General features: G+C 70.3%; 27 protein-coding genes, 1 tRNA gene and 1 pseudogene. 14 read left to right on the top strand and 15 right to left on the bottom strand.

Features of this window, described 5'->3' with window-relative positions; all coding sequences use genetic code 11:
- Positions 1–9: 9 nt before the first annotated feature.
- On the bottom strand, positions 10–576 hold the full coding sequence (locus AC1DE0_RS18075; protein ID WP_478103430.1) for a YceI family protein: 567 nt from the start codon (positions 574–576) through the stop codon (positions 10–12).
- Positions 577–833: 257 nt separating this feature from the next.
- On the opposite strand from AC1DE0_RS18075, the gene AC1DE0_RS18070 reads away from it, so the two are divergent.
- Both AC1DE0_RS18070 and AC1DE0_RS18065 read left to right on the top strand, forming a co-directional pair.
- Positions 834–907: transfer RNA gene (locus tag AC1DE0_RS18070), tRNA-Phe, on the top strand.
- A 220-nt stretch (positions 908–1,127) separates the two neighbouring features.
- Complete coding sequence (locus tag AC1DE0_RS18065) at positions 1,128–1,496, top strand: DUF1622 domain-containing protein (protein ID WP_478103427.1); 369 nt, start codon at positions 1,128–1,130, stop codon at positions 1,494–1,496.
- Between the two features lie 178 nt (positions 1,497–1,674).
- Here the strand turns inward: AC1DE0_RS18065 and AC1DE0_RS18060 are convergent, their stop codons facing one another.
- Positions 1,675–2,040: a dihydrofolate reductase family protein gene (locus AC1DE0_RS18060; protein WP_478103423.1), complete on the bottom strand. Its 366-nt coding sequence runs from the start codon at positions 2,038–2,040 to the stop codon at positions 1,675–1,677.
- Positions 2,041–2,892: 852 nt separating this feature from the next.
- Here AC1DE0_RS18060 and AC1DE0_RS18055 point away from each other — a divergent pair.
- Entirely contained in the window at positions 2,893–3,081 is a 189-nt protein-coding gene (locus tag AC1DE0_RS18055) for a hypothetical protein (protein WP_478103419.1), read from the top strand.
- An 886-nt stretch (positions 3,082–3,967) separates the two neighbouring features.
- On the opposite strand, the gene AC1DE0_RS18050 is transcribed toward AC1DE0_RS18055, so the two are convergent.
- A complete protein-coding gene (locus AC1DE0_RS18050) occupies positions 3,968–4,342 on the bottom strand; it encodes a hypothetical protein (RefSeq protein WP_478103557.1) in 375 nt (124 codons plus the stop codon).
- Here AC1DE0_RS18050 and AC1DE0_RS18045 point away from each other — a divergent pair.
- Complete coding sequence (locus AC1DE0_RS18045) at positions 4,229–4,732, top strand: tyrosine-type recombinase/integrase (RefSeq protein ID WP_478103548.1); 504 nt, start codon at positions 4,229–4,231, stop codon at positions 4,730–4,732. The genes AC1DE0_RS18050 and AC1DE0_RS18045 overlap by 114 nt on opposite strands.
- A gap of 804 nt (positions 4,733–5,536) precedes the next feature.
- On the opposite strand, the gene AC1DE0_RS18040 is transcribed toward AC1DE0_RS18045, so the two are convergent.
- Entirely contained in the window at positions 5,537–5,779 is a 243-nt protein-coding gene (locus AC1DE0_RS18040; protein WP_478103418.1) for a hypothetical protein, read from the bottom strand.
- A gap of 38 nt (positions 5,780–5,817) precedes the next feature.
- Between AC1DE0_RS18040 and AC1DE0_RS18035 the strand changes: the two are divergent.
- The 6 genes and pseudogenes from AC1DE0_RS18035 to AC1DE0_RS18010 form a co-directional block, all read left to right on the top strand.
- A pseudogene (locus tag AC1DE0_RS18035) lies at positions 5,818–5,919 on the top strand (hypothetical protein); the annotation flags it as partial.
- Between the two features lie 603 nt (positions 5,920–6,522).
- Positions 6,523–8,109 (top strand): ribonuclease J, encoded by a 1,587-nt coding sequence (locus AC1DE0_RS18030; RefSeq protein ID WP_478103417.1) that lies wholly within the window; start codon positions 6,523–6,525, stop codon positions 8,107–8,109.
- Between the two features lie 311 nt (positions 8,110–8,420).
- Positions 8,421–8,777 (top strand): hypothetical protein, encoded by a 357-nt coding sequence (locus AC1DE0_RS18025; RefSeq protein ID WP_478103413.1) that lies wholly within the window; start codon positions 8,421–8,423, stop codon positions 8,775–8,777.
- Positions 8,774–9,202 (top strand): MerR family transcriptional regulator, encoded by a 429-nt coding sequence (locus AC1DE0_RS18020; RefSeq protein WP_478103409.1) that lies wholly within the window; start codon positions 8,774–8,776, stop codon positions 9,200–9,202. Before AC1DE0_RS18025 ends, AC1DE0_RS18020 begins: the two co-directional genes overlap by 4 nt.
- A complete protein-coding gene (locus tag AC1DE0_RS18015) occupies positions 9,199–9,468 on the top strand; it encodes a hypothetical protein (protein ID WP_478103405.1) in 270 nt (89 codons plus the stop codon). The genes AC1DE0_RS18020 and AC1DE0_RS18015 overlap by 4 nt, the downstream gene beginning before the upstream one ends.
- 97 nt (positions 9,469–9,565) lie before the next feature.
- The gene (locus tag AC1DE0_RS18010) at positions 9,566–9,847 is read left to right on the top strand and encodes a hypothetical protein (protein WP_478103401.1); all 282 of its coding nucleotides are present in this window, start codon (positions 9,566–9,568) and stop codon (positions 9,845–9,847) included.
- A 334-nt stretch (positions 9,848–10,181) separates the two neighbouring features.
- Here AC1DE0_RS18010 and AC1DE0_RS18005 read toward each other — a convergent pair whose 3' ends face one another.
- The 4 genes from AC1DE0_RS18005 to AC1DE0_RS17990 form a co-directional block, all read right to left on the bottom strand.
- Positions 10,182–11,585 (bottom strand): NTP transferase domain-containing protein, encoded by a 1,404-nt coding sequence (locus AC1DE0_RS18005; RefSeq protein WP_478103397.1) that lies wholly within the window; start codon positions 11,583–11,585, stop codon positions 10,182–10,184.
- 455 nt (positions 11,586–12,040) lie between these two features.
- Positions 12,041–12,484: a hypothetical protein gene (locus AC1DE0_RS18000; protein WP_478103393.1), complete on the bottom strand. Its 444-nt coding sequence runs from the start codon at positions 12,482–12,484 to the stop codon at positions 12,041–12,043.
- Positions 12,485–13,436: 952 nt separating this feature from the next.
- Positions 13,437–14,840 (bottom strand): 2-oxoadipate dioxygenase/decarboxylase, encoded by a 1,404-nt coding sequence (gene hglS, locus AC1DE0_RS17995; protein WP_478103390.1) that lies wholly within the window; start codon positions 14,838–14,840, stop codon positions 13,437–13,439.
- Positions 14,841–14,960: 120 nt separating this feature from the next.
- The gene (locus tag AC1DE0_RS17990; RefSeq protein ID WP_478103388.1) at positions 14,961–15,593 is read right to left on the bottom strand and encodes a nucleotidyltransferase family protein; all 633 of its coding nucleotides are present in this window, start codon (positions 15,591–15,593) and stop codon (positions 14,961–14,963) included.
- Positions 15,594–15,722: 129 nt separating this feature from the next.
- Here AC1DE0_RS17990 and AC1DE0_RS17985 point away from each other — a divergent pair, with 129 nt between their 5' ends.
- The gene (locus AC1DE0_RS17985) at positions 15,723–16,499 is read left to right on the top strand and encodes an endonuclease/exonuclease/phosphatase family protein (RefSeq protein WP_478103385.1); all 777 of its coding nucleotides are present in this window, start codon (positions 15,723–15,725) and stop codon (positions 16,497–16,499) included.
- A 33-nt stretch (positions 16,500–16,532) separates the two neighbouring features.
- Here the strand turns inward: AC1DE0_RS17985 and AC1DE0_RS17980 are convergent, their stop codons facing one another.
- From AC1DE0_RS17980 to AC1DE0_RS17955, 6 genes are all read right to left on the bottom strand, one after another.
- Positions 16,533–17,228: a GTP cyclohydrolase II gene (locus AC1DE0_RS17980; RefSeq protein WP_478103381.1), complete on the bottom strand. Its 696-nt coding sequence runs from the start codon at positions 17,226–17,228 to the stop codon at positions 16,533–16,535.
- Positions 17,221–17,940, bottom strand: a complete 720-nt coding sequence (locus AC1DE0_RS17975) for a RibD family protein (protein ID WP_478103378.1) — start codon at positions 17,938–17,940, stop codon at positions 17,221–17,223. The genes AC1DE0_RS17980 and AC1DE0_RS17975 overlap by 8 nt, the downstream gene beginning before the upstream one ends.
- Positions 17,933–18,952 carry a lysylphosphatidylglycerol synthase transmembrane domain-containing protein gene (locus AC1DE0_RS17970; protein WP_478103375.1) on the bottom strand — a complete coding sequence of 340 codons (1,020 nt, stop codon included), beginning with the start codon at positions 18,950–18,952 and terminating at the stop codon, positions 17,933–17,935. Before AC1DE0_RS17970 ends, AC1DE0_RS17975 begins: the two co-directional genes overlap by 8 nt.
- A gap of 73 nt (positions 18,953–19,025) precedes the next feature.
- Positions 19,026–20,078 carry a glycosyltransferase family 4 protein gene (locus AC1DE0_RS17965; protein ID WP_478103371.1) on the bottom strand — a complete coding sequence of 351 codons (1,053 nt, stop codon included), beginning with the start codon at positions 20,076–20,078 and terminating at the stop codon, positions 19,026–19,028.
- Positions 20,075–20,473 (bottom strand): 6-pyruvoyl trahydropterin synthase family protein, encoded by a 399-nt coding sequence (locus tag AC1DE0_RS17960; protein WP_478103367.1) that lies wholly within the window; start codon positions 20,471–20,473, stop codon positions 20,075–20,077. Before AC1DE0_RS17960 ends, AC1DE0_RS17965 begins: the two co-directional genes overlap by 4 nt.
- Positions 20,474–20,501: 28 nt before the next feature.
- Positions 20,502–21,494, bottom strand: coding sequence for a zinc-dependent alcohol dehydrogenase (locus AC1DE0_RS17955; RefSeq protein ID WP_478103363.1), 993 nt, complete (start codon positions 21,492–21,494; stop codon positions 20,502–20,504).
- Between the two features lie 83 nt (positions 21,495–21,577).
- Between AC1DE0_RS17955 and AC1DE0_RS17950 the strand changes: the two genes are divergently transcribed.
- From AC1DE0_RS17950 to AC1DE0_RS17940, 3 genes are all read left to right on the top strand, one after another.
- A complete protein-coding gene (locus AC1DE0_RS17950) occupies positions 21,578–22,354 on the top strand; it encodes a CDP-alcohol phosphatidyltransferase family protein (protein WP_478103360.1) in 777 nt (258 codons plus the stop codon).
- Entirely contained in the window at positions 22,351–23,997 is a 1,647-nt protein-coding gene (locus AC1DE0_RS17945; protein WP_478103358.1) for an LTA synthase family protein, read from the top strand. The genes AC1DE0_RS17950 and AC1DE0_RS17945 overlap by 4 nt, the downstream gene beginning before the upstream one ends.
- A 148-nt stretch (positions 23,998–24,145) precedes the next feature.
- Complete coding sequence (locus tag AC1DE0_RS17940; RefSeq protein WP_478103353.1) at positions 24,146–24,556, top strand: hypothetical protein; 411 nt, start codon at positions 24,146–24,148, stop codon at positions 24,554–24,556.
- Between the two features lie 30 nt (positions 24,557–24,586).
- Here the strand turns inward: AC1DE0_RS17940 and AC1DE0_RS17935 are convergent, their stop codons facing one another.
- Positions 24,587–26,392, bottom strand: a complete 1,806-nt coding sequence (locus AC1DE0_RS17935) for an ATP-binding protein (RefSeq protein ID WP_478103350.1) — start codon at positions 26,390–26,392, stop codon at positions 24,587–24,589.
- Between the last annotated feature and the right edge of the window lie 42 nt (positions 26,393–26,434).

Raw genomic sequence — 26,434 nt, 5'->3', positions numbered from 1 at the left:
GAAGCAGCGTCAGCCTTGGTCGCCGTTGGTGCGCTTGACCGCGGAGATCTCGAACTCGAGCGAGATCTTCTCGGAGACGAGCACGCCGCCGGCATCCAGTGGCATGTTCCACTCGAGGCCGAAGTCGCGGCGGTTGATGCGCCGCGAGCCCTCGAAGCCGGCACGCAGCGCGCCGGCCGGGTCGGTCTGCACACCCATCAGCTCGAGCGGGATCGAGACCGGCTTGGTGATGTCGCGGATCGTGAGGTGACCGGCCACCAGATAGGCGTTCTCCTCGATCTCCTCGATCTGCGTGCTCTCGAAGCGGATGTCGGGCCACTTCTCGACGTCGAAGAAGTCGCCGCTGCGCAGGTGGTCGTCGCGCTGCTGGTTGCGGGTGTCGACGCTGGCGGCCTTGAGCGTCACCTCGGCGTAGGACTTCGACATGTCGTCGAGGTCGGCGTAGAAGCGGCCGGTCACGTCGTTGAACGAGCCACGGACCGTCGTCACCATGGCGTGGCGCGCGGAGAACCCGATGCGGGTGTGGGCCGGGTCGAAGTCCCAGTCCCCGCTCAGCGCGGCTGCGTTGTCGGTCATGGTCTCTCCCCAGGGGACGAAGGGCGGGTCGCGAGATGCTCTCACGGCCCCGGGTCATTGAATAGTTCACGATCGCCGCAGTCGACGGCAAACCGTCTCGCCGTCGACCCCCGTGACGGCGTCGGATCCCCGACCTGACGACCTACCGATACCCTCCCCCACGGCCCTGTCTACGCACGGACCGGCGACCACGGTGCCCACCGCGGGCGGTTTGCGAGATGGGGTGAGGGGTCGGCTATAGTTCGTCACGTTGTCCCGGCCAGGTAGCTCAGTTGGTACGAGCGTCCGACTGAAAATCGGAAGGTCGGCGGTTCGACCCCGCCCCTGGCCACACCACCGAAACCGCAGGTTAGTATGCCGCTGACCTGCGGTTTCGTCGTTCCGAGCGGGCAGTTGCCCCGTCAGTTCAGCTGGCAGTTCGCCCCCGTCGGGATCGATTGATAGCAAACGCTGATAGCAACACGCATCAGACGAGGCGTGCGCCTTGCACTACGTCCCGGTGAGCCTCTCCCTGAGCAGGAAGGAAACACCGATGAGCGGAAAGGGACGACGTGGACTTCAGCGAAGCCGTCGAGCTGGCCGGGAAGGGCATGGACACGGCCGGGGTGCTCGTTCTCGTAACGGGCGCGCTTGTCGCGGCCGTGCGAGCGGCCCAGAGCGCCCACCGGCAGCAGCCAGGCACCTACCGCCAGTTCCGCCAGCAACTGGGACGCACGATTCTGCTCGGTCTCGAGCTGCTCGTGGCCGCCGACATCATCCGCACCGTTGCGGTGACCCCGACACTGTCCAGCGTTCTCGTCCTGGCGCTCATCGTGCTGATCCGCACCTTTCTCAGCTTCTCCCTCGAGCTCGAGATCACCGGCCGCTGGCCCTGGCAGAAGGGCCCCACAGGCCCCCCAACCGGTACGACTGCCTCTTGACCGCGTGAACGCCGACCTCGAACAGTTCGTCCGCGCTTATGCCAGGGGTATCCCGCGGCGTGCTGCACTGCCCACGCGCGCGAACCTGGAGGCGCAGACCTCGTACCCGAGGCTCGTGTAAAAGAAGAGCGAACGCTCGAGCTCGGCGACCCTCAGCCCGACTTGCAGGGCCTCATCCTCATCCTCCTCGGGCCGGCTGCTTCGGCACAGGGAACAGGAGGCGCGTGACGCGATCCCCCTGGATGCATTTGATCGGATCGCCCACGGCAGCGTCTTCTGTTGCCAGCCCGCTGAAGAAGGCCCGCCCTTGGCCCATGACCACGGGCACGAGGTCAACGGCGACCGCGTCAAGCAGGCCCACCTCAAGGCACTGACCCGCGATGACGCCGGCTATCACCGCCACGGTTCGTTCCCCGGCTATCTCCTGCGCCTTCGCCACGGCTGGTGCTACCCCGTCGGTGACGAAGTAGAAGGGGGCCTCCGAGTGGGCTTCGACCCACTCAGTCGGGATCTGGTGGGTGACACGACGGACCGGCACGCACATCGTGTGCATCCCGCCTCACCCGTCGGTGACGTCGAACAACGTGCGTCCACACACCAGGGCACCCAGCCCATCCACCCACGCGTGCCAGTACTCGGCGCTGAGCGGGCTCAAGTGGAAGGTGATGCGGTCATCGACAGTGGGAAGCTCGACCTCTCCGTTCTGGAGACAGTCGAAGAGGCTGCCGATCGTGTTGTCATGCTTGGGGATGAGCCGTCCAGCGACATCGACGCCGCGGCGATGGCCTGTCGGGCGTCCTATCGCGTCCGCCGACCTGGTACTTCAGCCTGTGAGTGGCCTCGACGTGAACCGTAGCGGGAACGATCAGGGGAATCAGTTGCGCTCGGTTGACTTCGCCGCTTGGGGCGACTCGCTCCAAGGGTGTGGTGGCGCTGGGTCTCCAGTCTCAACGCGAGTGCGGCGGCTGCGAACCCTTTCGGAGCCCACGGAGGTCCCGCTCCAAGCGCAGGTCGTCACGAAGCCTCCGTGGCAAAGGGTGCCCGCGACTGACCAGCTCCGCGGCATAGCTCTCCATGGCATCGAGCAACACCCCATGGGCAGCCAGCAGCCGGGTCGGATCAACTGGGCTCGCCCGCAAAGTGTCGACGCGGCGCCGAGCGGCGCTGACCAGTGAGACCCAACGCGCCAGCGGCTCCAACGGGGGTCGCGGCGACATCGGTGGACCGCTCGGCACAGTCAACTCCGATCTGGGCGGCATGATGCGGCCAACCCCTGGCCCGAGGCTACCCCGGGCCCTGGCGAAGTAGCTGCGAACGAGCCGCCCAGTTCCCCTCCGCCAAGTCACAATGGTCCGGTGCGATACCCCCGCCCACCGCACAACGGAGCGTGAGAGACATGGAGACGAACTCAAGCCCGGACCCCAGCCAGATTCCTCCTCCGGACTGGGCTCTGGGGCAGGCGATGAACGACCGGGACGACAACGACACGGCAGGCTCGGACCAGCGGGCGTGGGAGCTCGTGCGGGACTTCGAGGACGAACGGCACGACGAGGATGACGACCCTGAGCAGGGTGGCGAAGGTTGATCCCACCGCTTTGTTCGTGGGCGAGATGAGGTGTCTGCCATGGGTCATCGAAGGACCAGCTGACCGTATCGGGCGCCCTTCGTTGCCCGGCTCCGCTTGATGACAGCCGACTGTGGCAGTGAGATGACGGCGGGCAGCGGTGGCATCTTTGCTGGGCTGAGGACCTTGGAGACTTCTGGGGAGCGCTGTCCGCACGCGTCAAGGACGAGAACGACCCGGATGGACGACGTGTGCGTTGCGGCAGAGAAAGAAAGGGATCACGGCCTCCGTCCTGCGGGAGCACCATGGACTGGTGGAGGACTACCGATCCCGGAACGAAGTGGCACGACAACGGGGCCACGATGCCCATATCCGTGGCGCCGCCCTCGCTGCCCGGATCGGGAGCTGATAGACCTTCTGGCGCGGCTAGCCGCTGGTGGACGCCTCACGCACGCAGACTTGGAGCTGGCAAGAGCCGCGGCGACGATGTCGGCTGCTGCCGCAGCGGCAGCTCGAGTGCATGACCGCGAGGGCCACCTGCGGGTTGCTCACGCGCATCGTGCAGCGGCACAGCTCGTTGCCCGGACCGGGGATGCCGTGTGCGCTGAAGCGCACATCAGAGCCGCCGTCGTGGATGAGCGCCAAGCGGCAGCGGTCGTTTTGTGAGTTGATCCCTGTGCCCCGACCGTGCCGGTGTTGCGTGCGAGGACGGCCACACGTGCGACGCCGTTGCGGCGGCTACGTCGTCTGAAGGCCGGGATGGGGGCGACGGCTTGACGCATGGGGGCACGGCACGACGCGCCCGGGTGAACCGCGGTGTGGTGGTCGAGGCGGCTGAGAGTCGCCTCTTGGGTCATCGCCATCCTTCGAGACCGATCGGAGAGAGCTGTGCAAGGGAAACACCCGTTCAGTGGCGTTGCAGATAACCAAGCTGGGTGAGTTCAACGACCCGATGACCGGCCACCGGATCGGCTACAGCGGGAGCGTGAAGATCAACCGCAAGGACTTCGGCCTGACCTTCAACCCCGTCCTCGACGGACGGATTCGTCGTCGGCGACGAGATCAAAATCCGGCTCGAAGGCGAACTGGTCGAAGAATCCAAACAAGCCGAAGAGACCACAGCCGGCTGACGCTCCGGTATCAACCGCAGCACCCGGAACGTGCGTTCATCCACCAGAACCCAACGCAGCCACATGCCGCGATCCGGGGCCCTTCGGAGACGCGCGCCGCCGAAGCGGCCGCGGCGCGCATCGAGCACTACGCCGATACCCTCCGTGGACACCGCGTCCTGCACCTGGTCGGCAAAGGCAACAAGCCCGCGACCATGCCGGTCACCGTCCCCGTGCTTCGAGCGCTCGAGGCCTGCCGCGGCCAACGAACGTCCGGGCCGCTCGTCCTACGGCCGGTCTCCGGCAACCCGATCGACCGACGCGACCTCTACCGGATGGTCGCCCGCATCGCGAAGGCCGCCGGCATCCCGCGGCACATCAGCCCGCACTCGCTACGGCACGCTGCCATCACCAACGCTCTCGATGCCGGCGTCCCTCTGCGCGACGCGCAGATCCTGACCCGGCACGCCGACCCGCGCACCACCGAGCACTACGACCGCGCCCGCGGGAACCTCGACCGACACGGCGTCCACTTCCTCCCCGCCTACGTCGCTGGCGTCTGAACGGCCGCGCAGGCGCTAGCGTCAACAAGCTGTGGCGAAGGCATCCCTGAGACATGCACGCATGGATCTGCTGCGGTGATCCGAGCACTGCTGCCCGCTGTCCGGGCTGAGCAGACAGACTTGGCTCCCAACGCTCAAGGACGGTGCCTCAGCTAGAACAGCGTTTCGGTTCGCACCACCTCGAGGGTGCTTGGACAGGGCCATGGGCGGTCAGATGGGCGGCGTCTGGCAAGCGCACGGGCAGTTGTCGACAGCAGGAGCGCGGGGCGCTTCCGCACTTGGGACGACCGTGCAGTCCCGTGAGCAAGCACACCGTGGCGAACGAGCGCTCCACGCGCGGTTTCGGCAGTGTAGGCAGGAGCACGACCGGACCCATGGTCGCCACCGCCAGGACAGGGACCCCGGAAGCGGCGGCCAAAGGAGTGGGCGTGTGCGAGACTGCCATGGTGTTTGGCCCCGAATCGAGGGTGCCTTGAGTTGGTGCTGCGTCAAACAGAGTGGGCTGCACCGCTGATGGAAGAATCGCCGGTGGAGCCCCGAACGCCATGAGCCCCGCTCACCCTCAGTGGGTGAGCGGGGTCCTCTGGTTCCCGTCTGTGGAGCTCAAGTCGCTCGCCGTGGACCCGGAGCACGGGCGACTTGTCGTTTCTCCAAGCATGCCTGAGACGCCTCGGCGTGAGAACGCAAAACCTCTCGCCGGGCACGTCCTAGAACGTCATCGCGTGCCGCCAAGCAGTCGCGCAGATGGCCGGACAGCGTGTCTCTCGTTCTAGCGCCGGGAGATGGAGGTGCGGACTCGGTAACTCAACCGGCTGGGCAGACACACATGCCAGGTACGTCGACGAACGCCTCGTCGCGGTAGTAAACGATTACGCTGCTCCCATTGGCAGGGATCAGCCGGACGCCAACGCTGACGTTCAGGACCAGATAGACAATCTGCGTGCGCGCGCCGACACGGCCGACCTGCGCGCTTCCGAGAGTGAGGCCCGTGCCGACAAAGCCGAGTTGCGCGCTGATGACAGCGCCGCCCGAGCCGATGTGGCCCAAGGCCGGTCGGACGCGGAAGACGTGCGTGCAAGGCGTTCGAGCTCCTGCAAAAGGCGAGCCAGCACACCAACCGCAAACTGCGGGTCGTGGCCGACGACGTCGTCCGGACGGGCGACGTATCGGTACTTTCCCGGATCTAGTACAGACACGGCGGCGCCCCGAAGGCCTCTGTTCGTGAGCGATTGACGGCCTCGGCGAACTACCTCCCTGCAGGTGCACTAAATCTGGCTCGAAAGTGATCCCAGCCAGACAGGAGGCCGCTCCGGGGGCGCCCGTCCGACGAACGGTGTTCTGCTGTGCACGGCGCGAGCGGGCCCGGAAGCAACCAGCGCCTGGTCGCGGGGTCGGCCTTTGAGGAGAGGAATCGGAGCAGCGAGCCTCATGCAATCATTCTCGCTGCGACATATCTGCCCTGACGGCGGCGGCCCTTAGAGGGTGACCACACGACACCTCGCTTCGTCGCCGCCCAGCCGCTGCCAAAGCACGAGGAGGATGACGATGACATTCCATTTGCACACCCCACCCGGCCGGTCAGCGCCCGAGCGGGCCCCGGGCCGCAGGGAGCACGAGGCCCTCGTCTCCTGTCCCGTAGGAGGTCGCCTGTGAGCGTGGTTACCGGGCGCGGGCAGCGGGCTCGTGGAGGCCGGGGGGGCGGCGCTCGACGGTCTCCGGACCTACCCGCGCTGCCACGTGACGGGCTGCGGATCGTTCCCCTGGGTGGCCTGGGTGAGATCGGCCGCAACATGACGGTCTTCGAGCACGCGGGACGGTTGCTCGTCGTCGACTGCGGCGTCCTGTTCCCCGAGGAGCACCAGCCAGGGGTCGATGTCATCCTGCCCGACTTCTCCTGGATCCGGGACCGCCTCGACACTGTCGAGGCCATCGTGCTCACACACGGCCACGAGGACCACATCGGAGGCGTGCCCTACCTGCTGCGCGAACGACCGGACATCCCGGTCGTCGGCTCCCGCCTCACACTCGCCTTCCTCGAGGCGAAGCTTCAGGAGCACCGCATCACCCCCGTCACCATGCAGGTGAGCGAGGACGACCGCCGCACCTTCGGGCCCTTCGACTGCGAGTTCATCGCCGTCAACCACTCGATCCCCGACGGGCTCGCCGTCGCCGTCCGTACTGCCGCGGGCCTCGTGCTGCACACCGGCGACTTCAAGATGGACCAGTTCCCGCTCGATGGCCGGGTGACCGACCTGCGCGCCTTCGCCCGCCTCGGCGAGGAAGGTGTCGACCTCTTCCTGGTCGACTCGACCAACGCGGAGGTGCCCGGCTTCACCGTGTCCGAGGGCGAGCTGACCCCGGCGATCGACGCCGTGTTCCGGACGACACCCGGCCGGGTCATCGTCTCGAGCTTCGCCAGCCACGTCCACCGCATCCAGCAGGTCCTCGACGCGGCCCGTGACCACGGGCGAAAGGTGGCCTTCGTCGGTCGCTCGATGGTGCGCAACATGGGTATCGCGGCCGAGCTCGGCTACCTGAACATGCCCAAGGGTCTGGTCGTCGACCTGAAGCAGCTCGAGCGCCTGCCCGCCGAACAGATCGCCTTGATCTGCACGGGGTCGCAGGGAGAGCCGCTCGCCGCCCTGTCCCGGATGGCCAACCGAGACCACCCAATCCGTGTCACCGAGGGCGACACGGTGCTGCTCGCCAGCTCCCTGATCCCCGGCAACGAGAACGCCATCTATCGAGTGATCAACGAACTCACCCGCTGGGGTGCCAAGGTCGTGCACAAGGGAAACGCCAAAGTGCACGTCTCCGGCCACGCCAGTGCAGGCGAGCTCGCCTACTGCTACAACATCGTCCAGCCGTCGAACGTCCTGCCGGTCCACGGGGAGTGGCGCCACCTGCGGGCCAACGCCGACATCGCGATCCGCACCGGTGTCGACGCGAAGCGCGCCCTGATCGCCCATGACGGCGCCGTCATCGACCTCGTCGACGGCTCGGCGAGCATCTCCGGCGCCGTCCCCGCCGGGCTCGTCTACGTCGATGCCATGACCGTCGGCGGCGCCACCGAGGCCTCCCTGCACGTACGCCGCACCCTCGCCGAGGAAGGGGTCATCACCATCGTCTGCATCGTCGACCCCGACACCGGCAAGCTCACCGAGGAGCCCGACTACCTAGTCCACGGGTTCGAACACGCACGCGGCGACTTCGCCAAGGCCACCCCCGCCATCCAAAAGGCCCTCACCACCGCCAGCAAAGAGGGCATCGAGGACCTCGAGCAGGTCGAGGAGCTCGTCCGGCAGGCAATGTCCAGGTGGGTGCACCGACAGGCCCGCCGGAGTCCCCTGATCATCCCAGTCATCGTTGACGCGTGAGCGGCCCTCAGGCTCAGACACCCGCAGCGATCATTCCCTGGCCCCGCCGCTGACTAAAGAGGCTCCTCACCGCTGAGTGTGGGGTCATAGGGCCAGTCCGCCAGCACTGCGACCGGGCCGAGGCAACCTAGACCGTCACGGCGTCCACTTCCTCACCGCGTACGTCGCGGGCGTCTATGGGGAAGAGACACAATTCCGCCGCGACGCGGCCGCTACCAGCAGGTCGTCCATTACGGCGCCTGGCTATGGGCGAATACATGGTTGCCCAAGGGGTTGCATCCCGTACCGAGGTGCGGGTTTACCGTCGTCCTATGAGCCGCAACATGATCGATGACAACGTCTGGGTCCCCTCGGCGTGCACGATACCGACCGAGAACCAACCACTTCGCGTCGCCGAGTTCGACGACTTCTTCAGCCATAACGCGCTCGCGCTGAGCCGTCCGACGCCGAACCAGCTGCGCATCGAAATCCAACCTGAGCCGGATGCCGCAAGCCGTGCGGCGGCCCTGGCTGTCAAGGAGACCGGCTGCTGCTCGTTCTTCACGTTCGAGATGACGATCTCCGTGGGCAGTGTCGAGCTGACGGTCAGCACGGCGGAGACCCACGCAGCCGTCCTCGCTGCGCTCGGCGAGCGCGCCGAGCGACTGATCGCGGGAGCCACGACATGAGCGGCCTCCGAGCAGGACAGGTGGCAGGTCTGGTGGGCATCAACGTCGAGACTCTCCGCTACTACGAGCGCCGCGGCATCATCGCCGAACCCGACCGATCCCTCGGCGGGCACAGGATGTACACCGAGGAGAGCGTCACCACGCTCCGCGTGATCAAGGCGGCGCAAAATCTAGGCTTCACCCTCGACGAGGTCGCCGACCTCCTCGAGGCTGGAAGGCACCAGCACGGACAGGGACTCCAGGCCAAGACCGAGGCAAAGCTCGCAGAGGTGGATCGAAAGATCGCAGATCTCGAAGTCATCCGGGACAGCCTGATTGCGGCCCGGGACGCCGGCTGCGACGACCTCGTCGCCTGCGCCGACTCCACATGCTGCCCGATCCCATTCGTGCAGATCGCCTCGCGGCCCGACACGAGGCACCGATGAGACGCTCGGTCAAGGACCGCCACCTCTACGGCGTGGGCGCAGCTGCCTGCGCCGTCTGCTGCACCACACCGCTGGTCGCCGTACTCGGCCTGACCGGGGCAGCCGCCACCGCGGCCACCTTTGCTCTAGCTGGCGTCACCTTCGCGGTCGTCGTGGGAGGCGCTGCCCTGACCCTGACGCTCATACGCCGACGCGCCGAAGGCGCCCAGCACTGCTCCCCCACCCAGAGCGGCCCGATCGACGTGACCATCGGGCCGCCGGGATAGCCGATCCTCACCACCATGCACTCCAGGCTGTACCGGAGGTCACATCGACGCGGCGGCGAAGCCAACACCGCTCTCAACGACGTACTAGCCTCGCTGCGTGTCGACGAAGCCCGAGCGGCGCGCTGCCGCCGAGGCCGTGGCGACATTTCACGCGGCCCAGCTCGCCCAGCTGGTGGGCCACGTCGGCCGGGCGATCGACCGCTACCGCGCCGGCGAACTCGACGCGTTCGAGTTCGATCGCGTCATGTTCCAGTACTCGCGAGCGGCGAAGGAACTGTGGAAGTTCTGCAACCTTGTGAATGTCGAGATCGTGGCCCAGGCTGTGCGGGAGCATCGGCCGACGGACTGGTGGGAGCGTGGCGCTCCACGGGAACGGTGAAGCTCTTGGCGGACCCATGCAGGCGCGGCGCGGCGCCGTGAGCCGCTCGCTCGCAGAGGACCCCGGACGCGTCACATCGCTATTCGCCCGGAGCCTGCAAGGGTGCGTCACATCGGACCGAGTCTGGCCGGATGCCGGCCCTAAGGGAATCGTCTGGTAGCCGCGTCGGGGCGTGCGCTTCACCTACATCTCGATGTTGATTCGTCTCGGCGAGTCACCGGCTTTGGTGGCACGGACGTTTCCGCGACCCCGTCGGACGGGCGGGCGGGGCTGGCGCCCAAACGCGAGGTGCACTCCTGTGGCGGGAGCTGCACATCCGTGAGGCCGCTCTCCATCACTCGGACGCGACCGGAGCTCCCGGTGCCGGTTCGTCCACACCGTTCGCGGACCTGTTCGCTGGCTTGCGGCGGAGGAAAGCGACCCGCAGGCCCAGTGCCAGCGCGGATGTCGCCGTGACCGCAGCCAGAGCGGCGATGGGTGCGCCCACGAGCGCTCCGACGGCCACGAGCAGCAGCCGACCATCCCGGCCACCCAGCAGCCAACCAAGCGCTCGCTCGGGTGCCGGTGGCAGGCCCAGGGCGGCGGCCCGGTCCTTGGTTGCCATTGACAGCAGCGCGCCGGTCGTCGCGGCAACGGTTAGCGCCAGCACCGATCCGGGGTCATGTCCCTCGAGCGCCCACAGGCCCAGGCCGGTCAGGATCGCGGCGTCCCCAACCCGATCGAGCACACCGTCGAGCAGCGCACCCTGGGGTCTGCCGCGCAGCTGAAGCCGGGCGACCTCTCCATCGACACCGTCGACGACGGAGCTGGCATGGACCAAGAGGGCGCCGGCGATACCCTGCCCGACGGCAAGCAACACCGCGCCGGCCAGGCCGAGCACGAAGGCGGCCACGGACACGAGATCGGGATCGGGTCGCAGCGGGACCAGCACCATGGACAGCCGGGTCGACAGCGGCCGATTAAGCCAGCGGCTGGCCGGCCCGTCGGCGTCTTTACCGAGCGAGCCGCGCAGGCCGGCGGCGGCGGCCCGCGCGTCCGCGGGACTGTCCACGTCCTGCCACCAGCAGCCGACGGGCAGCCCGACGGCCCGTAGCGGCCGTTCCTGAGCGAGCCGGGTCACGGCCCCGGCCAGAGTGTGGTCGCCCTCGCCGGCGGCCTGTGCTTGGTAACGGAAGATGTCCCGGGGGAGCAGGAACGCGCCGCAGTCGATGGCCGGCTGGTCCAGGTGCTTACCGAACGCAACCACGGCGCCGTCCACGACCTGCACCCTCGTGCCTTCGTCCCAGGCGGCGCGAACCGGACTCGGGTCGACCAGCACGGCAGGAGCACCGGTCGCCAGCAGCAGGTCGATCGCTCCGTCGCCGAACACGTGGTCGGCGGTGACCAGCACGAACAGCGCCTCGCCGGCCACCGCGTCCTCGACCGCGGCCAGCGACGCGCCGTTACCGTCCTGCCACCGGTCGGCGTAGACGGCCCTGACCCGGCCAGGGCACAACCGGTCGACAACGGCCGCCACCGACTCCGCGTCGTGGCCGACCACCACGACGACGGATTCCACCCCGGCGGCGAGCAAGGTCTTCACCGCCCGCTCGACCAGGCTCAGGCCACCCAGCCGCAGCAGCGCCTTGGAGCCACCTCGGGTGATGGAACTGATCCGCTCTGAGCGGCCCGCGGCCAGCACCACACCCACCCGCGGCAGCGACGTCGGCCGCGAAGTCGGCTCCGGGACCTCAGTCACACGCCACCTCCCATGTGGGCACCACTGGACACTGCGAGCCGCTCACCCTGGGTGAGGTTTCTTGAAAGATAGCCCATGGCATGACCACGTCGCCGATGTCCTACGCCGGCCGCGGCGGTGGACAGCCTGCCGACGGTGGCTCCAAGGCCTCTTCAGCTGGTGCCGCCCCGCGGGGCAGCCGGGGAGAAAGCTCAGCAGGAACGCGCCTTACGGCATAGCTCGGGCACCGTCACGGCAAGCGGCCCCGTGCAGCGTCGCCCTTGGCAGACGGTCGGCTACGCGATCCGGCCATGCCGCTGCCGGCGCGGTGCGACGTCCGGAAAGCCCGCGTCTCTCGCCGCGTACCGGGCGCCTCGCCCTAGCCGTCGCCCTCGCCGCGTACACGGCGGACCGCGGTCGATGCGAGTACACCGCCACCGTCATCCCGGCTGTGGTCCTGTTCGGGGCGCTGGCTGTCACTGCGCCGGTAATGGGATGCGCAGGATGACAGGTTTGTGCGAGCTGACCCAGAGAGATCCGAATGCGATGACGACGCTGCCGGAGGTGAATCCGTCTCCGAGCTTGTAGCGGTTGAGGTAGGAGCCGTCGTCACCGACCTGGACAAGATATCCGGGAGCGTTGGGGGAATAGTCTGGATCGCCGCCGGTGACGAACCACACGGAGTCGCGGTCGCCTGCCATCCAGACGACCCGCCCCCCGGTGTTCATGACTTTTGTTACGGTGTTTGTTCGCGGATCGATGCGTCCGACGTGATTGCCGTCCAAGCACTCGGAGACCCAGATCGCGCGGTCGCTTGCCGCGACCCCGCCGCAAGGCACCATCTGGTCGTGGAATGGGATCGTTGCGAGAACCCTGTTCGATCGGGGCTCGACGCGGACGACGGAGTCGTTGTTGCCCACCCCGACCCAGACGCTGCCGAATCCGGTTGCGGCAAAACTGGGCGCCGTCGCTGCCTGGACTCGTAACGCGGACCCCGGCTCACGACCTTGTTCGTCGCCGGGTCGATCCGGTCAAGGTTGCCGCCATGGTGCGAGGCAACCCAGACCGCCGTGTCGGTGATGGCGATCCCTTCTGGCGTGACATCGGGCAGATGGACCGTCGCGACGAGCTTTCCGGTGTTCGCGTCGTAGCGCCGGACCACTCCATTGCCGTAGTCCGATACCCACAGGTTGCTTCCGGCGGCGCCCATATCGGTCGCGGGCTGAACGGACAACGCCTTGCCAATCGTGTGGTGGCGAGGATCGATCCGGAACGGGCCATCCCCCAACCACACGGCGTCGGGCCCAACGGCCAGCTCTCCGAGTCCTGCGTAGCCCGGCGCGTGGATGGTGATCGTTGCGGGGGGTAGCGGTGAAGCGGCGGGGCCGGGCGGCGTCACCCCGTTGGCTTCGGGGGAGGTGGCGGCCGACGATGAGGCGTTCGGCGACGAGGTATCTGTCGAGGAGGTCTTCGGTGACGAATCCGAAGCCGCGCTGGTGCAAGAGACCACAGTCAGCATGAACCCCGTCAGGGCCGTGAGCGCGACCGCTAGCCGGAATGCTGACCGCACGACGCGCCCCCCTCGATCCAGGTGACGGTTCCAACAACCACGTACGTCAGGCCGGTGGGTTACGACACGAGTCTGATCAGTCATCAACCTGTCGTCAACCTCGCACATCGACCACAAAAAGGACCCGCGAGACGACGTCGTTCGCTCATGAACGGAATGCCCGCGCGGCCTCCGAGTCGGGAGCCACGGTCTAGGCTCAGACCCAACCGAGCAGCGGCAGTCGCGGCAGCTCCAGGGTCACTCCGGCCGCGTTCCGGGCGCCACCGACCTTGGCCTGCTCGGGCGAATGCGGCCCGGTCCACTCACAGGTGCGCCACGACGTCGATGTGGTCGAGGCCCAGGACGTCCCCGACGGTCCGGAGCGACTCGTCCCGCTGGTGCGCATACAGCTCGTCCGGGTCGGTGACCGGCCGCCCGATGGCCTCCGCCAACCAGGCACGGTCGCGTGGCGCGCTGGTGCGCGAGGAGTCGGCAGAGCCCTCGCCGCTGAGGTTCGAGGCGAAGATCCCGGCCGCAGACCGGGGCAGGAAGTCCTCGTAGACGATCGGCGTGGCCTCGACCCAACCCTCGTCAATGAGTGTCACCAGATCACCGGGCGCGGCCCCCTCGGGCCGATCCGGCCGGACGGCGAACGTGTAGTAGGCGAGGTCGCGCCGGGCCAGGTCGAGGTCGGTGCGCGGAAGGTGTTCCTCCCAGACCGCGCGGAGCACCTGGTCGCGGGGCAGGTCGGGTTCGTCGCGGCCGCGAGCGTCTGCCTCGACGAGCATCCGGTCGTAGAGCTGCCGAGCCGCGGGAGTCGGGGCGACGCCTCGGGCCTCGACCTCGCCGAACCTGACGCGCAGGTCACCGCTGACGACCCGGCCGTCCATCTCCCGGAAGAGCCGCGGCTCGGCCAGGGCCCGGAACGAGGTCTGGCGGAGCAGGATGTCGGGCCCCTCCCAGCGCGGTGGGCCCTGGATCTGGTCGATCATCACGATGCCGTGTGCGCCCATGCGGCGGTAGAGCTCGTCGATGTCGAGGACGCGCGGGGTGAGGTGGTTGATGTGCGTGCTCGTGACCCCGCCGATGTCGGCCGCGACGCTGGAGACGCGCTCGAGCTCGTCATACCAGTCGCGGTCGACCGGGTCGGGTGAGAGAGCGAACGCCGCCGTCGCGAGCTCGAGAAACCGGTCGGCCGACGCGGGCTCCAGACCGCCCTGTCGCTCGGCCGTGTCGGCGAGGGAGAGCAGCTCGTCGGGAAAGAGGGTGCGCGAACCGAGGAAGTCGAGCAGCCGGCCGCGGAGGTCTGCGTCGAAGAAGCGCTCGTCCTCGGGCACCAGCATGGAGACGAACACCCGGAACGGGTTGTGCGCCAACTGATCCGGGTCGTGCGGCCGGAACGCGGTGGAGACCACCGGGATCGGCGCAGGGGCTGCGTCGCGCAGGTCGTAGAACCCGGTCGGGTGCATGCCGAAGGCGCCGAAGATGCGTGCCACCTGCGCCAGCTCGCGCGGAGTGCCGACACGGATGGCGCCGTGGCGCTCCGCGGTGACGCGCTCGATGCTGCCGAGCCGTTCGGCGCCGTCACCGAGCCGCGCGAGCACCTCGTCGTTGACCGCCTCGGCCACCTCGAGGAGCGTCGTGTAGGCGGGCACCTCGGTGCCGTAGAGGTCAGACAGGCTGCGGGCGAAGCGGGCCCGAAGCTCCAGCGTCTCCACCAGGGACATCGCCACGGCTCCTCTCGACGAGTGGGTGCGCCCTCGGACGCGCGGTCGCCCGTCCATGATGCCGCGGCCATCCGAGGGAGACACCACCCGGGGGAGACGCCTCCCGTGAAGCACTGCCCTCTAGACGCGGGGCCGTCGCTCGCCGGCCGACGAACGAGCCGCCGTCAAGCCGGCGTCGCTCGCAACCGAACGCTCGCGCCCCGGCGCAGCGATGCCGAGGCGGTCGAGCAGGAAGAGCACCATGGCAGCGAAGTCGTTGTCAGCCGTCTCGCGCCCGACTCGCTCCCAGTCGACCTGCTCGCGCAGCGCCCGGAGCACGGGGAGCACCTTCGCGACGTCGCAGGAATGCTCGTCGAGGGCGTTCAGCTTGTGCACGACGAGCGGGGTCGCCTCGAGCACCGGCATCTCGACGGAGAGGACGTCCATGACGGAGGCTCGCTCGACCTCCGGCCGGTGCACCGCCCCGCCGACCGGCCCGTGGATGATGTCGACCATCGCGCCGTTGCAGTAGACCTTGAAGAGCCAGTCCTCCGGCGGCTGCACAACATCGAGGTCCTGGCCCGCGAGGTACTCCGCGACCTGGTCGGCGTCCTCGTCGGCGACGAGGAAGTCGACATCGTGCTCCGGCTCCGGGCCGCCGCGCGCCCACGCGGCATAGCCGCCCATCAGCGCGAACGGCACGCCGGAACCCTTGAGCGCCACCGCGACCGTCTTGAGCGCCTCACGCAGGTCCGGCTCGTCGTCGACTCCCATGCCCAAGGCATACCCGCCCTGCGCCTCTCCTTGCGTATGCCGTGTGCCCGGCTCCCGGGGAACCCGTGGCCAGCCCCCGCTCGGCCCCACGGACGTGTGCGCGGGCGTCTTCCCGGGTAGGCCCTCGGCATGAGAGTGGCGACGTTCAACATCCTCAACGGACGCGTGCCGACCGACCAGCACGTCGACCTCGACGGGTTCCGATCGGCGATCCGCCACCTCGACGTCGACGTCCTCGCGCTCCAGGAGGTCGACCACAACCAGCACCGCTCCGACAACGCCGACCTCACCGCGATCGCGGCCAAGGCGATGGGCGCCCCGGAGCACCGGTTCGTCGCGGCCTTGTCGGGCAGTCCGGGCGCCACCTGGATCGCGGCCACGGGCGAGGAGCAGCCCGACGCGGCGGCCTACGGAATCGCCCTCCTCTCGCGCTTCCCGGTGCGCGGCTGGCGGGTGGTGCGCCTGGCCCCGGTGCCGGTGCGCGTGCCGATGAAGTTCCGGGGACGCCTGCGACCCGAGCTGGTGCGCGATGAGCCCCGGGTGGCCGTCGTCGCCGAGGTCGAGACTCCCACCGGAGGCGTGACGGTGGTGAACACGCACCTGTCGTTCATCGACTGGTGGAACGGTCACCAGCTGCGCCGCCTGATGGCCGACCTCTCTGACGACAGCCAGCCGCTCGTGCTCATGGGCGACCTCAACATGGGCCCGGCCCGCGCCACGCGCATCACCGGGCTCCGGCCCGCCGCCTCGGAGCCGACCTTCCCGGTCGACGACCCACGGCAGCAGATCGACCACGTGCTCGTGCGCGGTGCCCTGCAGGCCGCAGGTGCGGCGGCGGTGCGGCTGCCCGTCTCGGACCACCGGGCGCTCACCGTCGACCTCAGCGTCGTGGCCGAGTCCCCCTGACACCGTGGGATGCCCGCGGCCGCGTGGCGTGGGTCAGGCCGTGCCACGCCGCCTGTCGCGTCGCAGCTCGAGCTCGGTCTCGAGGTCGGCGCCCAGGTCGATGGTGTGCGCCCCCAGCCTCGCCTTCGTGGACAGGTAGTGCGCATTGGCGTCGGAGAGGTGCACGCCGGTGCGCACCCGACGTGCGACCGTGATCCCGAGGCTGCGCAGCTGGTCGGCCTTGTCGGGGTTGTTGCTCAACAGCGCGACGCGGCTCACACCGAGCGCGCCCAGCATCTGCGCAGCAGCGGTGTAGTCGCGCTCGTCGGCTCCATAGCCGAGGGCCTCGTTGGCCTCGTAGGTGTCGAGGCCGCGGTCCTGGAGGACGTACGCGTCGAGCTTGGCGTAGAGGCCGATGCCGCGGCCCTCCTGGCGCAGGTAGAGCAGGAAGCCCCCCGTGGCCGCGAGGCGCTCCACCGACTCGCGGAGCTGTGGGCCGCAGTCGCAGCGCCGGCTGCCGAACACATCGCCGGTGAGGCACTCGCTGTGCAGGCGGGTCAGGGTGGGGCCGGCGATGACCGTGCCGGCCTCCACGGGGGCGGCGCGGTCGCCGAGCCCCAGCGCGACGTGCTCGAGACCGTCGACGAGGCCGTCGAAGGTGAAGACCCGGGCCGTCGTGGCGTAGCCGTCGCCGAAGGTGAGCGGGACGACCACCTGGGTGCGGATCGAGGCCGCGGCCGGCTCACGCATCACGCCCCCCGACGGCAGCGCCCTCCGCCTCGAAACGCGGCGACAACGCATACCTGAGGAGCACGACGTCGCCGATCTGGCGCACCTCGGCAAGCGTCGCCCGCCGGTCGGGGTTCCACGGGAAGCGGCCGTCGCCGACGAAGCGGCAGGCCGACGAGTCGCCGACGAAGAACGGCGCGACGACGAGCTGGAGCTCGTCGGCCAGGCCGGCGGTGAGCAGCTGGGTGTGCAGGGTGCCGCCACCCTCGACCATCAGGCGGCGCACGCCACGCTCGCCGAGGTCATCGCAGACCCGGCTCATCGTCACGGGTCGTCCGGCGTCGACGACGGACGCGGCCGAACCGATGCGGCCGCGGGCCTCGTCGACCGTGTCGCTCGGGCAGTAGACGAGCTTCTCCGCGCCGTCGGCAGCGAAGAAGCTGGCCTCGCGGTCGAGCTCGGCACGGCGGGTCACGGTCACCTTCGTGGGTGACGGGGCCAGGCCCTTGGCGACGCGGCCGGCGCGCCGGTCGGCCGAGCGCACGAGCAGGCGCGGGTTGTCCTTGCGGATCGTGCCCGCTCCCACGAGGATGGCGTCGCTCGCGGCGCGCTCGCCGTCGACGCGGTCGAAGTCGGCGTCGTTGGACAGCACGAGCCGGGTCGTGGTCCCCGAGCCGAGGTAGCCGTCGATCGACATGCCGCAGCTGAGAAGGGTGTAGGGCCGGTCAGCCACGGGCGGCTCCTTCGACATCCACGTCGACGCGCAGGTCGGCGTCAACAACCGGTTCATCGGGTGCGACCCGTTGCTCACGATGCCCCTCGCCCTGACCGCTGCGGTGGGACACGAGCAGCAACGCCGCCCCCGGGAGGCTGGCCACGAGCACCAGCACCCCGTACACCACTGCCGTACCCATTCCGGCGGCCGTCCCCAGCCCGGCGGCACCGAAGAGCCACGCCGCGGCCCCCTCCCGCGGGCCCCAGCCGGCGACGTTGAGCGGCACGCCCATGGCGACGAGCACGAGCAGCGCGAGCGGCAGCAGGCTCGCCGAGGACGCCGTGACGCCGGCGCTGCGGGCGGCCACGACGAAGGTCCCCACGTGACCCACGACGACGAGCACCGAGGCAGCGACGACACCCGGCCACGTGCGGCGGCCCAGCACCCCGGCGCGGAGGTCGGCGACGACCGCTCCGACCACCCGGGCAAAACGCCCTCGGCCACGGGTGACGACCCATCCGCTGACGCCGACGAACGAGAGGGCCACGAGGACGTCGACGACGACGGTGCCGCCACCCACGGACGCCTGGCCCGCAGACCGGAAAGGCCACGGCAGCAACAGGATCGCCCCGAGGCCGAGCGTCCCGAGGACCACTTGCCCTGCGGTGCGCTCCCACACGACGGCACGCAGCCCACGACCGACGTCACCGGCGGCGCGGCCGTGGCGCACGCCGCGCCGCACGTCTCCGACGACGCCACCGGGGAGGGTCACGTTGAGGAACTGCGACCGGTAGGACTCGGCCACGGCGGAGCGCAGCGACAGGTCGGCGCCCAGGCCCCTGGCCACCAGCACCCACCGCCACGCCCCGCACAGCGTCGTCAGCGCCGCGAGCGCCGTGGCCGCGAGCAGCGCCGACCCGTCGATGCCACGGAGGGCGTCGACGACCGCGCCCGCGCCGAAGCGCCAGAGGGCGATCCCGAGGATCACCACGCCCCCGACGGGCCGCAGCCAGCGCGGGCTCTTCCGCATGGTCCACCGGCCTTTCCGTGACGAGTCCCGCTGCGGGCCTCCCTTCGGACGACGTCGACGGGAGAGAGCGGGTTCAGTCACGGCCCACCCCCTCCAGCACGCGAGCGACGTCGGCGACCGTGCTCGACCACGGGCTCAGCGTGGCACGCCGCCGTGCCGCGCGAGCCCGCAATCGGGATCGGAGGTCGCCCACGCCGATCCACGCACGCAACGCCACGGCCAGAGGCCCGGGCGCCTGCGGCGGCACGAGCAGTCCCGGACGGTCGGACTCAGTTCCGCCCAGGGCCTCAGGCACCCCTCCGACGCGAGTCGCGAGGACGGGCAGTCCGCGCGCCAGCGCCTCGGCCACGACCATTCCGTAGGTCTCCGCGCGGGAAGGGACGACGACGAGGTCGGCGGCGGCATACGCCCGCTCGAGCGACTCCGCCCCCAGCGCCCCGACGAGGGTCACGCGCTCGGCGACCCCGCCTGCGACCAGCGTGCGCCGCACCCCGGCGACGTAGTCGGGGGCGATGTCGAGCGAGCCCGCCAGGACGCAGCGCCACGGCAGGTCGGCCACCCGACCGAGCGCGTCGGCGAGGTCGGCCTGGCCCTTGTGCGGCGCCACCGCAGCGACGCACAGCAGCGAGCCGCCGGTCGGCGTGCCGGGCGCGAGCGGCGCCTCCTCCACTCCCGGGTGGGCGACGTGCACCCTGTCCTCACCGAGCGCGTACGCGTCGACGAGCAGGCGGCGCGTCCAGTCGCTCGTCACCACCACAGCCACGGCCGCCGTCAGGACGTGACCTTCGGGAACCGCGGCTTCAGCGTCGGCGGTCACGAGAGGCATGTGCACGAGGACGACCAGACGCACTCGCGTCGACTCCCTGACGAGAACGTCCGCAGCGCAGGACGCGATGAGCCCGTCGACGAGCAGGACTGCGCCCGTGGGGATTCCGGCAACCACGGCAGCCAGGCCCGCGAGCGCGGACGCGTCCGGATGTGGCCACGCCCCGGCGACAGGGTGCTCGTGCACCGTCCACCCGGCGGCCCGCAGACCGTCCAGCACGCGCCGGTCGTACGCGTTGCCTCCGCTCGGGCGCGCGGCATCGTCGATGCCGGCGGGCACGACGGCGTGGACGTGCGTCACACGTCGCGCTCGTAGGTGGCCCATGCGACGTGCGACTCGTGCAGCGTGACGGCGAGACCCGTCACCTGCTCGGCCGCCGCCCCGAGGCCACCCGAGCGCACCCGCTCGCACACACGGTCGGCGACGGTGCGCGCCAGCACCTCGGTCGACGTGTTGACACCCTCGAAGGCCGGGTCGTCGTCGAGGTTGCGGTAGGTGAGCTCACCGACGACCTCGTGGACGTGCTGCGTGGCAAGCCCGATGTCGACGAGGATGTCGTCGTCGTCGAGGGCCGGCCCCCGGAAGGTCACGTCGACCACGAAGGTCGCACCGTGGAGCTGCTGCGCCGGCCCGAAGACCTCGCCGCGGAAGCTGTGCGCGACCATCATGTGGTCCCGGACGGTGACACTGAACAACGGGCTCCCCGATCAGTAGGTGGCTGGGTCAGTGGGCGGAGTCGTACGCGATGGTGTGGCAGATGGCGGGAAGGCTGCCGTCCGCGAGGCGGGGCAGCACGTCGGGCAGCTCTGTGAACGGCGACTCCCCGGTGAGCAGCACGTCGAAGGCTGGGTCGCGCAGGAGGTCGAGCGCGAGAGCCAGCCGCTGCGCGTACGTGTAGCGCGAGCGCCGCACTGCCGCCACGGAACCCACCTGGCTCGCGCGGATGCCGAGGCGCGACGAGTGGAACGACCCACCGAGGGCGAGCTCGACCCGCGAGTCGCCGTACCAGCTGAGCTCGAGCACCGTGGCCTCTGGCGCGAGCAGGTCGAGCGAGAGCTGGAGGCCGGCGCTGGTCGCGCTCGTGTGGACGACGAGGTCGTGACCGCGGCCGCCCTTCTCGACGTCGTCGGGTCGCGCGAAGGCGACGCCCAGACCCGCCGCGACCTCGGCCCGCGAGCCGTCGACGTCGACGAGCGAGACGTCCGTGCCCGGGATCCGCGCGAGCAGCCGGGCGACGCAGCACCCCACCATGCCGGCCCCCACGACGGCGACTCGGTCACCGACGAGCGGTGCCGCGTCCCAGAGGGCGTTGACCGCGGTCTCGAGGGTGCCCGCGAGCACCGCGCGCCGCGGCGGCACGTCGTCGGGGACGACGACCACCGCCTCCGCGGGCACGACGTATGCCGTCTGGTGCGGGTGCAGGCAGAAGACGGTGCGCCCGAGCAGCGCCGGCGGGCCTTCCTCGACGACGCCGACGTTGAGGTAGCCGTACTTGACCGGCCCGGGGAACTCGCCCTCCTGGTGCGGGGCGCGCATCGCGGCGTACTGGTCGACCGGGACCGCGCCGCGGAAGACGAGCGTCTCGGTGCCGCGGCTGACCCCGGAGTGCAGGGAGCGCACCCGCACCTCGCCGGGCCCGACCGGGGGCAGCCTCACGGGCCGGAGCTCGCCCCGGCCTGGCTCGGCGACCCAAAAGGCCTGCGCGTCGCTGGACACGCGACCAGACTAGAGCCGACCCTGAACTCCATGGGCGGCCACGTCGTCCTTGTGCAAAACCCCTTTCGATGAGGTGGAGGCGCGTGCGTCAGCTGATCCCCCCCGGCCCGGTCATCGGGTTCGTCGGCGTGCTGGGACTGCTCACCACGCTGCACGACGCCGCTGACCTGGGCCGCCGGGGATGGATGGCCGGCCTGGCGAGCGGTGTCGTCCTCGCGACAGCGCTCGCGTACGCCCTCGTGCGCCGCGCGCGACGCTCGCTGCTGCCGGCCGACCGCGTGACCCTCACCAGGGCCGTGCTCGCCTGCGGCGTAGCGGCTCTGGTCGCGGACGCTGACGGCAGTCCGGCGGCAGTCGACCTCCTGGTCGCCGTCTCCGCGGGGGCGCTGCTGCTCGACGCGGTCGACGGCTGGGTGGCGCGCCGCACCGGCACGGCCAGCCCGATGGGTGCCCGGTTCGACATGGAGACCGACGCCTTCCTCATCCTCGTGCTCAGCGTGCAGGTCGCGCGCGACCTCGGCTGGTGGGTGCTCGGCATCGGCGCCGCCCGGTACGTGCTCCTCGCGGTCGGCGTGGCGGGTCGATGGGCCCCGTGGCTGAGGGGCCAGGTGCCGTCGCGTCGCTGGCGCAAGCTCGTGGCGGCATACCAGGGGATCGCGCTGACGGTGGCCGCGGCGCACGTCCTGGCCGGGCCGCTCGTGACGGCGGTCGTCGCAGCGGGACTCGTGCTGCTGCTCATCTCGTTCGGCACGGAGGTGGCCGCACTCCGCCGGCAGTCCGTGCACCCCCCCGACGTGGCGGCCTCGCACTCGGTCGCGTTCGACGCGACCGCGCCCCGGACGGCCCGAGCGGTCCAGTGACCGCCACCGTGCAGAGCTCCCGTACGCGTCGGGTCGCCGGGCACGCGGCGAGCGTCTTCGCGCTCGCCCTGGTGTGGGTCGCCCTCCTCGCACCCGTCCCGGTCCGGTTCTGGTCCCCCACGCACGTCGCGCTGCTCCGCGTGCCGCTCGAGGGGATCGCCCTCGTCCTGGCGCTCCTCATCCTCCGCGGTGCCGTACGCCGGTGGTTCGCTGTCGTCGTCGGCGTCCTCCTCGGGGCCGGACTCGCACTCCGGGCGCTCGACGCCGTCTTCATCGCCGCGCTCTACCGCCCGTTCAACGCCCTGACCGACTGGCGCTACGTCGGGTCCGCCCACGACCTGCTCAGCGACGCTGCCGGTCCGACGGCGGCACTGCTCGCCGTCCTAGGTGCCGCGCTCTTCCTGCTCGGTCTGCTCGTCCTCGTGCCGTGGGCCGTCGTGCGCGTCGGACGGCTCGTGTCCAGACACCGCCCGGCTGCCTGGCGAGTCGCCCTCGCCGGCGCTGTCCTGTGGCTCGTCTGCGCGCCCCTCGGGGTCACCGTCGGCCCCGACCTCCCGGTGGCCTCCACGACCACAGCCACCCTCGCCCGGGACGAGGTGACGACCCTGGCGGCCGGGATTCGTGACCGGGACGCGTTCGCCGCCCAGATCACCATCGACGCCTTCGCCGACGCGCAGCCGGACCAACTGCTCACGGCGTTGCGAGGCAAGGACGTCGTCGTCGTCTTCGTCGAGAGCTACGGCCGGGTCGCCGTCGAGCGGAGTCCCGACGTCGCGAGGGCACTCGCCGCGGGGACGGCGGGCCTGCACGCGGCCGGCTGGTCGACCCGCAGCGGGTGGCTCACCTCCCCCACCTTCGGTGGCATCAGCTGGCTTGCGCACTCGACGCTGCAGTCCGGCCTGTGGATCAACAGCGAGCAGCGTTACGACCAGCTGCTCGACACCCGCCGCCTCACCCTCGCCGAGGCGTTCTCTCGAGCCGGCTGGCGCACCGTCGACGTGGTGCCCGCGAACTCGCGCGACTGGCCCCAGGGTCGGGCGTTCTACGGCTACGACCGCATATACGACGCGCGCACCCTCGGGTATGCCGGCCCCGGCTACGGCTACGCGCCCATGCCCGACCAGTTCACGCTGTCGGCCTTCGACCGACTCGAGCTCGGCCGCGCCGACCGGCCGCGGGTCATGGCCGAGATCGACCTCGTCACGAGCCACGTGCCGTTCGCTCCCCTTCCGCGCCTCGTCGACTGGTCGGCGCTGGGCGACGGCTCGGTATTCCTCGCGGACGCGGGGAAGGCGGCCACGGGCGACGAGGTGTGGCGCAGCACCGACAGCATCCGGACGGCATACGGCCGGACCGTCGCCTACTCCCTCGACAGCGTCGTGTCGTTCGTGAAGGGCGCGAAGGACGACAACCTCGTCGTGCTCGTGCTCGGAGACCACCAGCCCGTCAGCGTCGTCTCCGGTGAGAACGCGAGCCACGACGTGCCCGTCAGTCTCGTCACGCGCGACAAGGTGGTGCTCGAGCGCATCCACACCTGGGGCTGGCAGGACGGGCTGCGACCGGCGACGGACGCGCCCGTCTGGCCGATGGACCGCTTCCGCGACCGGTTCCTCACCGCCTACAGCCCCGGGCACGACCGCTGACCGACGGTCGTCGTGGGGCCCGCCCCGGGCATCTCGCGGCGGTCCCGGGTGAACCGCGGTCCGCGCCCGTTCGTCTTCGGGGGCAAGAGTCCAACACCACGACGCCAACCGGACGCCGCGGCGCGACACCGGCGACAGGAGTGACCTGATGAGACTCCGGATCTTGGGTGCGGTGGCGTTGATCGTCTCCGCCGCGGTGCACGGCTACCTGTGGTTCGACGGCGTGCGCAACCAGTCGGTGGGGCCGATGTTCCTCGTCAACGTCGTGGCGGGGGTGGTCATCGCGGTCATGCTGCTGCGCTGGGAGCACTGGGTGCCGGCGTTCCTCACCCTCGGCTTCGGCGGTGCGACGCTCGGCGCGTTCATCATCTCCACCACCGTGGGCCTGCTCGGCATCAAGAGCCAGTGGTCGGGGCTCGCCGTCTTCCTGGCGGCCGCAGCCGAGATCGTCTGCATCGTCGTGGGCGCCACCCTGCTGCTGCGGGCCCGGTCGTTGTCGACCAGCATGGCGCCGACCCAGGCGCAGCAGGCGACGACACGCGGTCGCCACGCGTCCTGACGGGCGGACTCCCGACGGCTGCTGACCGGGTCAGAGAGCGGGCAGCAGCAGCCGGACGCTCGTGCCGCGACCCAGCTCGGAGTCGACGTGGATGCGGCCACCGTGCCGTGTCACCACCCGCTGGGCGATGCTGAGGCCGAGGCCGGTGCCCGGGACCTTGAGGCTGGCGGGGTTGGTGCCGCGGAAGAACTCGGTGAACAGGCCCGCCTGGTCCTCCGGCGAGATGCCGAGCCCGTCATCGGCGCACTCGAGCACCACGCGGTCGCGGCGGCTGGCGACCGACACGGCCACCGAGCCACCCGCCGGCGTGAACTTCACGGCGTTGCTCACGAGGTTCTGAACCACCCGTTCGAGGTCGCCGGCGCTGCCGCGCACGAGGGGCAGCTCGGGCTCGAGGTCGAAGGTGAGCGTCACGTCCTGGTGGTCGGCCCGCGGGCGGAACATGTCGACGACCTCGCGCGACACGGTGCCCAGGTCGACGTCGGCCTCGGGCATCGCCCGGTCGGGGTCGCTGACCCGCGACAGGGTCAGCAGGTCGTCGACGAGGCTCTGCAGCCTCTCGGTGTTGCGCTCGATGACCCCCAGCGACCAGTCCGGGTTGCTGTCGGGCTCGTGCCGCAACAGCTCGACGTGCCCCACGATCGAGGCGAGGGGGTTCTTCAGCTCGTGCGACACGGTCGAGAAGAGCTGGGTCTTGCTGCGGTCGGACTCGCGCAGCTCGGCAGCGACCCGTCGCTCGGCGGCATACAGGCGGGCATTGCGGATGGCGCGACCGAGGTCACGGCCGATCTCGAGCGCGGCGGCTGCCTCGGCCTCGGTCCACACGGGGTCGGCGGGGCCGCGCGTGCAGGCGATGTAGCCGAAGCAGGCCGACCCCGACCCGATCGGCGCGACGAGGATCGAGCGCGCCCGGGCGTCGCCGAGGAACTGCTGCACCTCGGCGAGCTCCTCGGCCCGCCACGTCAGGTCGGCGTCGCCGCCGCGCTCCTGGTCGACGACGGCAACCCCACCCGTACGCCAGCGGCGCGTCGCGATGTCACGGGCGATCGCGACGAGCGAGACGGGCGTGCGCACGGGGCCGCCGCTGCGGGCCGCCACGCTCTCGCGCTCGTCGTCGTCCTCACCCGCGAAGGCGCGCATCCACAGGCCCGAGGTGGCCAGTCCGGCCGCGATCGGCTCGGAGGCGACGTCGAGCACCTTCGCCGGGTCGAGGTCCTCCTGCGCGATGCGCGCGACGGTCTGCACCGCCTCGACGAGGCGGACCCGCTCGGAGAGCGCCTTGCGCTGGCGCGCCGCGGAGATCGCGATGCCGGTCTGGTGGGCGAAGAGCTCGAGCACGGCGCGCTGGGTGAGGTCGGGGCGGCGGCCGGTCAGCGGCAGGTCGACCGACAGGATGCCCAGCAGGTTGCCGACGGCGTCGAAGAACGGCGCGATGAGGGTGTCCTCAGGGTTCCACGCGTCGGGGTCGTCGGCCGGGGCCGTCCAGTCGGAGGCCACCCAGCCGTCCTCGGAACCGGCGGGCAGCTGACCCGCCGGCACGAAGCGCAGACTGCCCCATCGCTCGGCCACGGCGAACTCGGCTTCGAGGCTGATCCGGGGAGTGTGCCGCCCCATCAGCTCGCTGCGCGCGTCGTCGTCGCCCGCGACGGCGACGACCTCCACGTCGCCCGACGGGATGACGAGGCTGATGGCGGCGACCTTGAAGCCCACGACGTCGGCCGCACCGTCGACGACCATCTCGAAGAGGCTCTCGAGGTCGTCCTGTGCGCTGACCCGGTTCATCAGCTCGGTGAGGCGCCCGAGCGCCCGCACCTCCCACGTCACGCCGTCGCGCACCCCTGCTCCCCTGACCTCTCGCTCGTGTCGGCGCTCCCGCAC

The sequence above is a fragment of the Terrabacter sp. 05T424 genome (genome assembly GCF_056396225.1).
This window is presented reverse-complemented; position numbering and strand designations above follow the sequence as displayed.

Excerpts from the sequence above, each read along its gene's own strand:
- AC1DE0_RS17990 (WP_478103388.1), bottom strand. The coding sequence starts at position 15,593 with ATGGGAGTCGACGACGAGCCGGACCTGCGTGAGGCGCTCAAGACGGTC.
- AC1DE0_RS18030 (WP_478103417.1), top strand. The coding sequence starts at position 6,523 with ATGACGGTCTTCGAGCACGCGGGACGGTTGCTCGTCGTCGACTGCGGC.
- AC1DE0_RS18075 (WP_478103430.1), bottom strand. The coding sequence starts at position 576 with ATGACCGACAACGCAGCCGCGCTGAGCGGGGACTGGGACTTCGACCCG.
- AC1DE0_RS18060 (WP_478103423.1), bottom strand. The coding sequence starts at position 2,040 with ATGTGCGTGCCGGTCCGTCGTGTCACCCACCAGATCCCGACTGAGTGG.
- AC1DE0_RS17940 (WP_478103353.1), top strand. The coding sequence starts at position 24,146 with ATGAGACTCCGGATCTTGGGTGCGGTGGCGTTGATCGTCTCCGCCGCG.
- AC1DE0_RS18020 (WP_478103409.1), top strand. The coding sequence starts at position 8,774 with ATGAGCGGCCTCCGAGCAGGACAGGTGGCAGGTCTGGTGGGCATCAAC.
- hglS (WP_478103390.1), bottom strand. The coding sequence starts at position 14,840 with ATGTCCCTGGTGGAGACGCTGGAGCTTCGGGCCCGCTTCGCCCGCAGC.
- AC1DE0_RS17980 (WP_478103381.1), bottom strand. The coding sequence starts at position 17,228 with ATGCGTGAGCCGGCCGCGGCCTCGATCCGCACCCAGGTGGTCGTCCCG.
- AC1DE0_RS18015 (WP_478103405.1), top strand. The coding sequence starts at position 9,199 with ATGAGACGCTCGGTCAAGGACCGCCACCTCTACGGCGTGGGCGCAGCT.
- AC1DE0_RS18055 (WP_478103419.1), top strand. The coding sequence starts at position 2,893 with ATGGAGACGAACTCAAGCCCGGACCCCAGCCAGATTCCTCCTCCGGAC.
- AC1DE0_RS17985 (WP_478103385.1), top strand. The coding sequence starts at position 15,723 with ATGAGAGTGGCGACGTTCAACATCCTCAACGGACGCGTGCCGACCGAC.
- AC1DE0_RS18025 (WP_478103413.1), top strand. The coding sequence starts at position 8,421 with ATGAGCCGCAACATGATCGATGACAACGTCTGGGTCCCCTCGGCGTGC.
- AC1DE0_RS17970 (WP_478103375.1), bottom strand. The coding sequence starts at position 18,952 with ATGCGGAAGAGCCCGCGCTGGCTGCGGCCCGTCGGGGGCGTGGTGATC.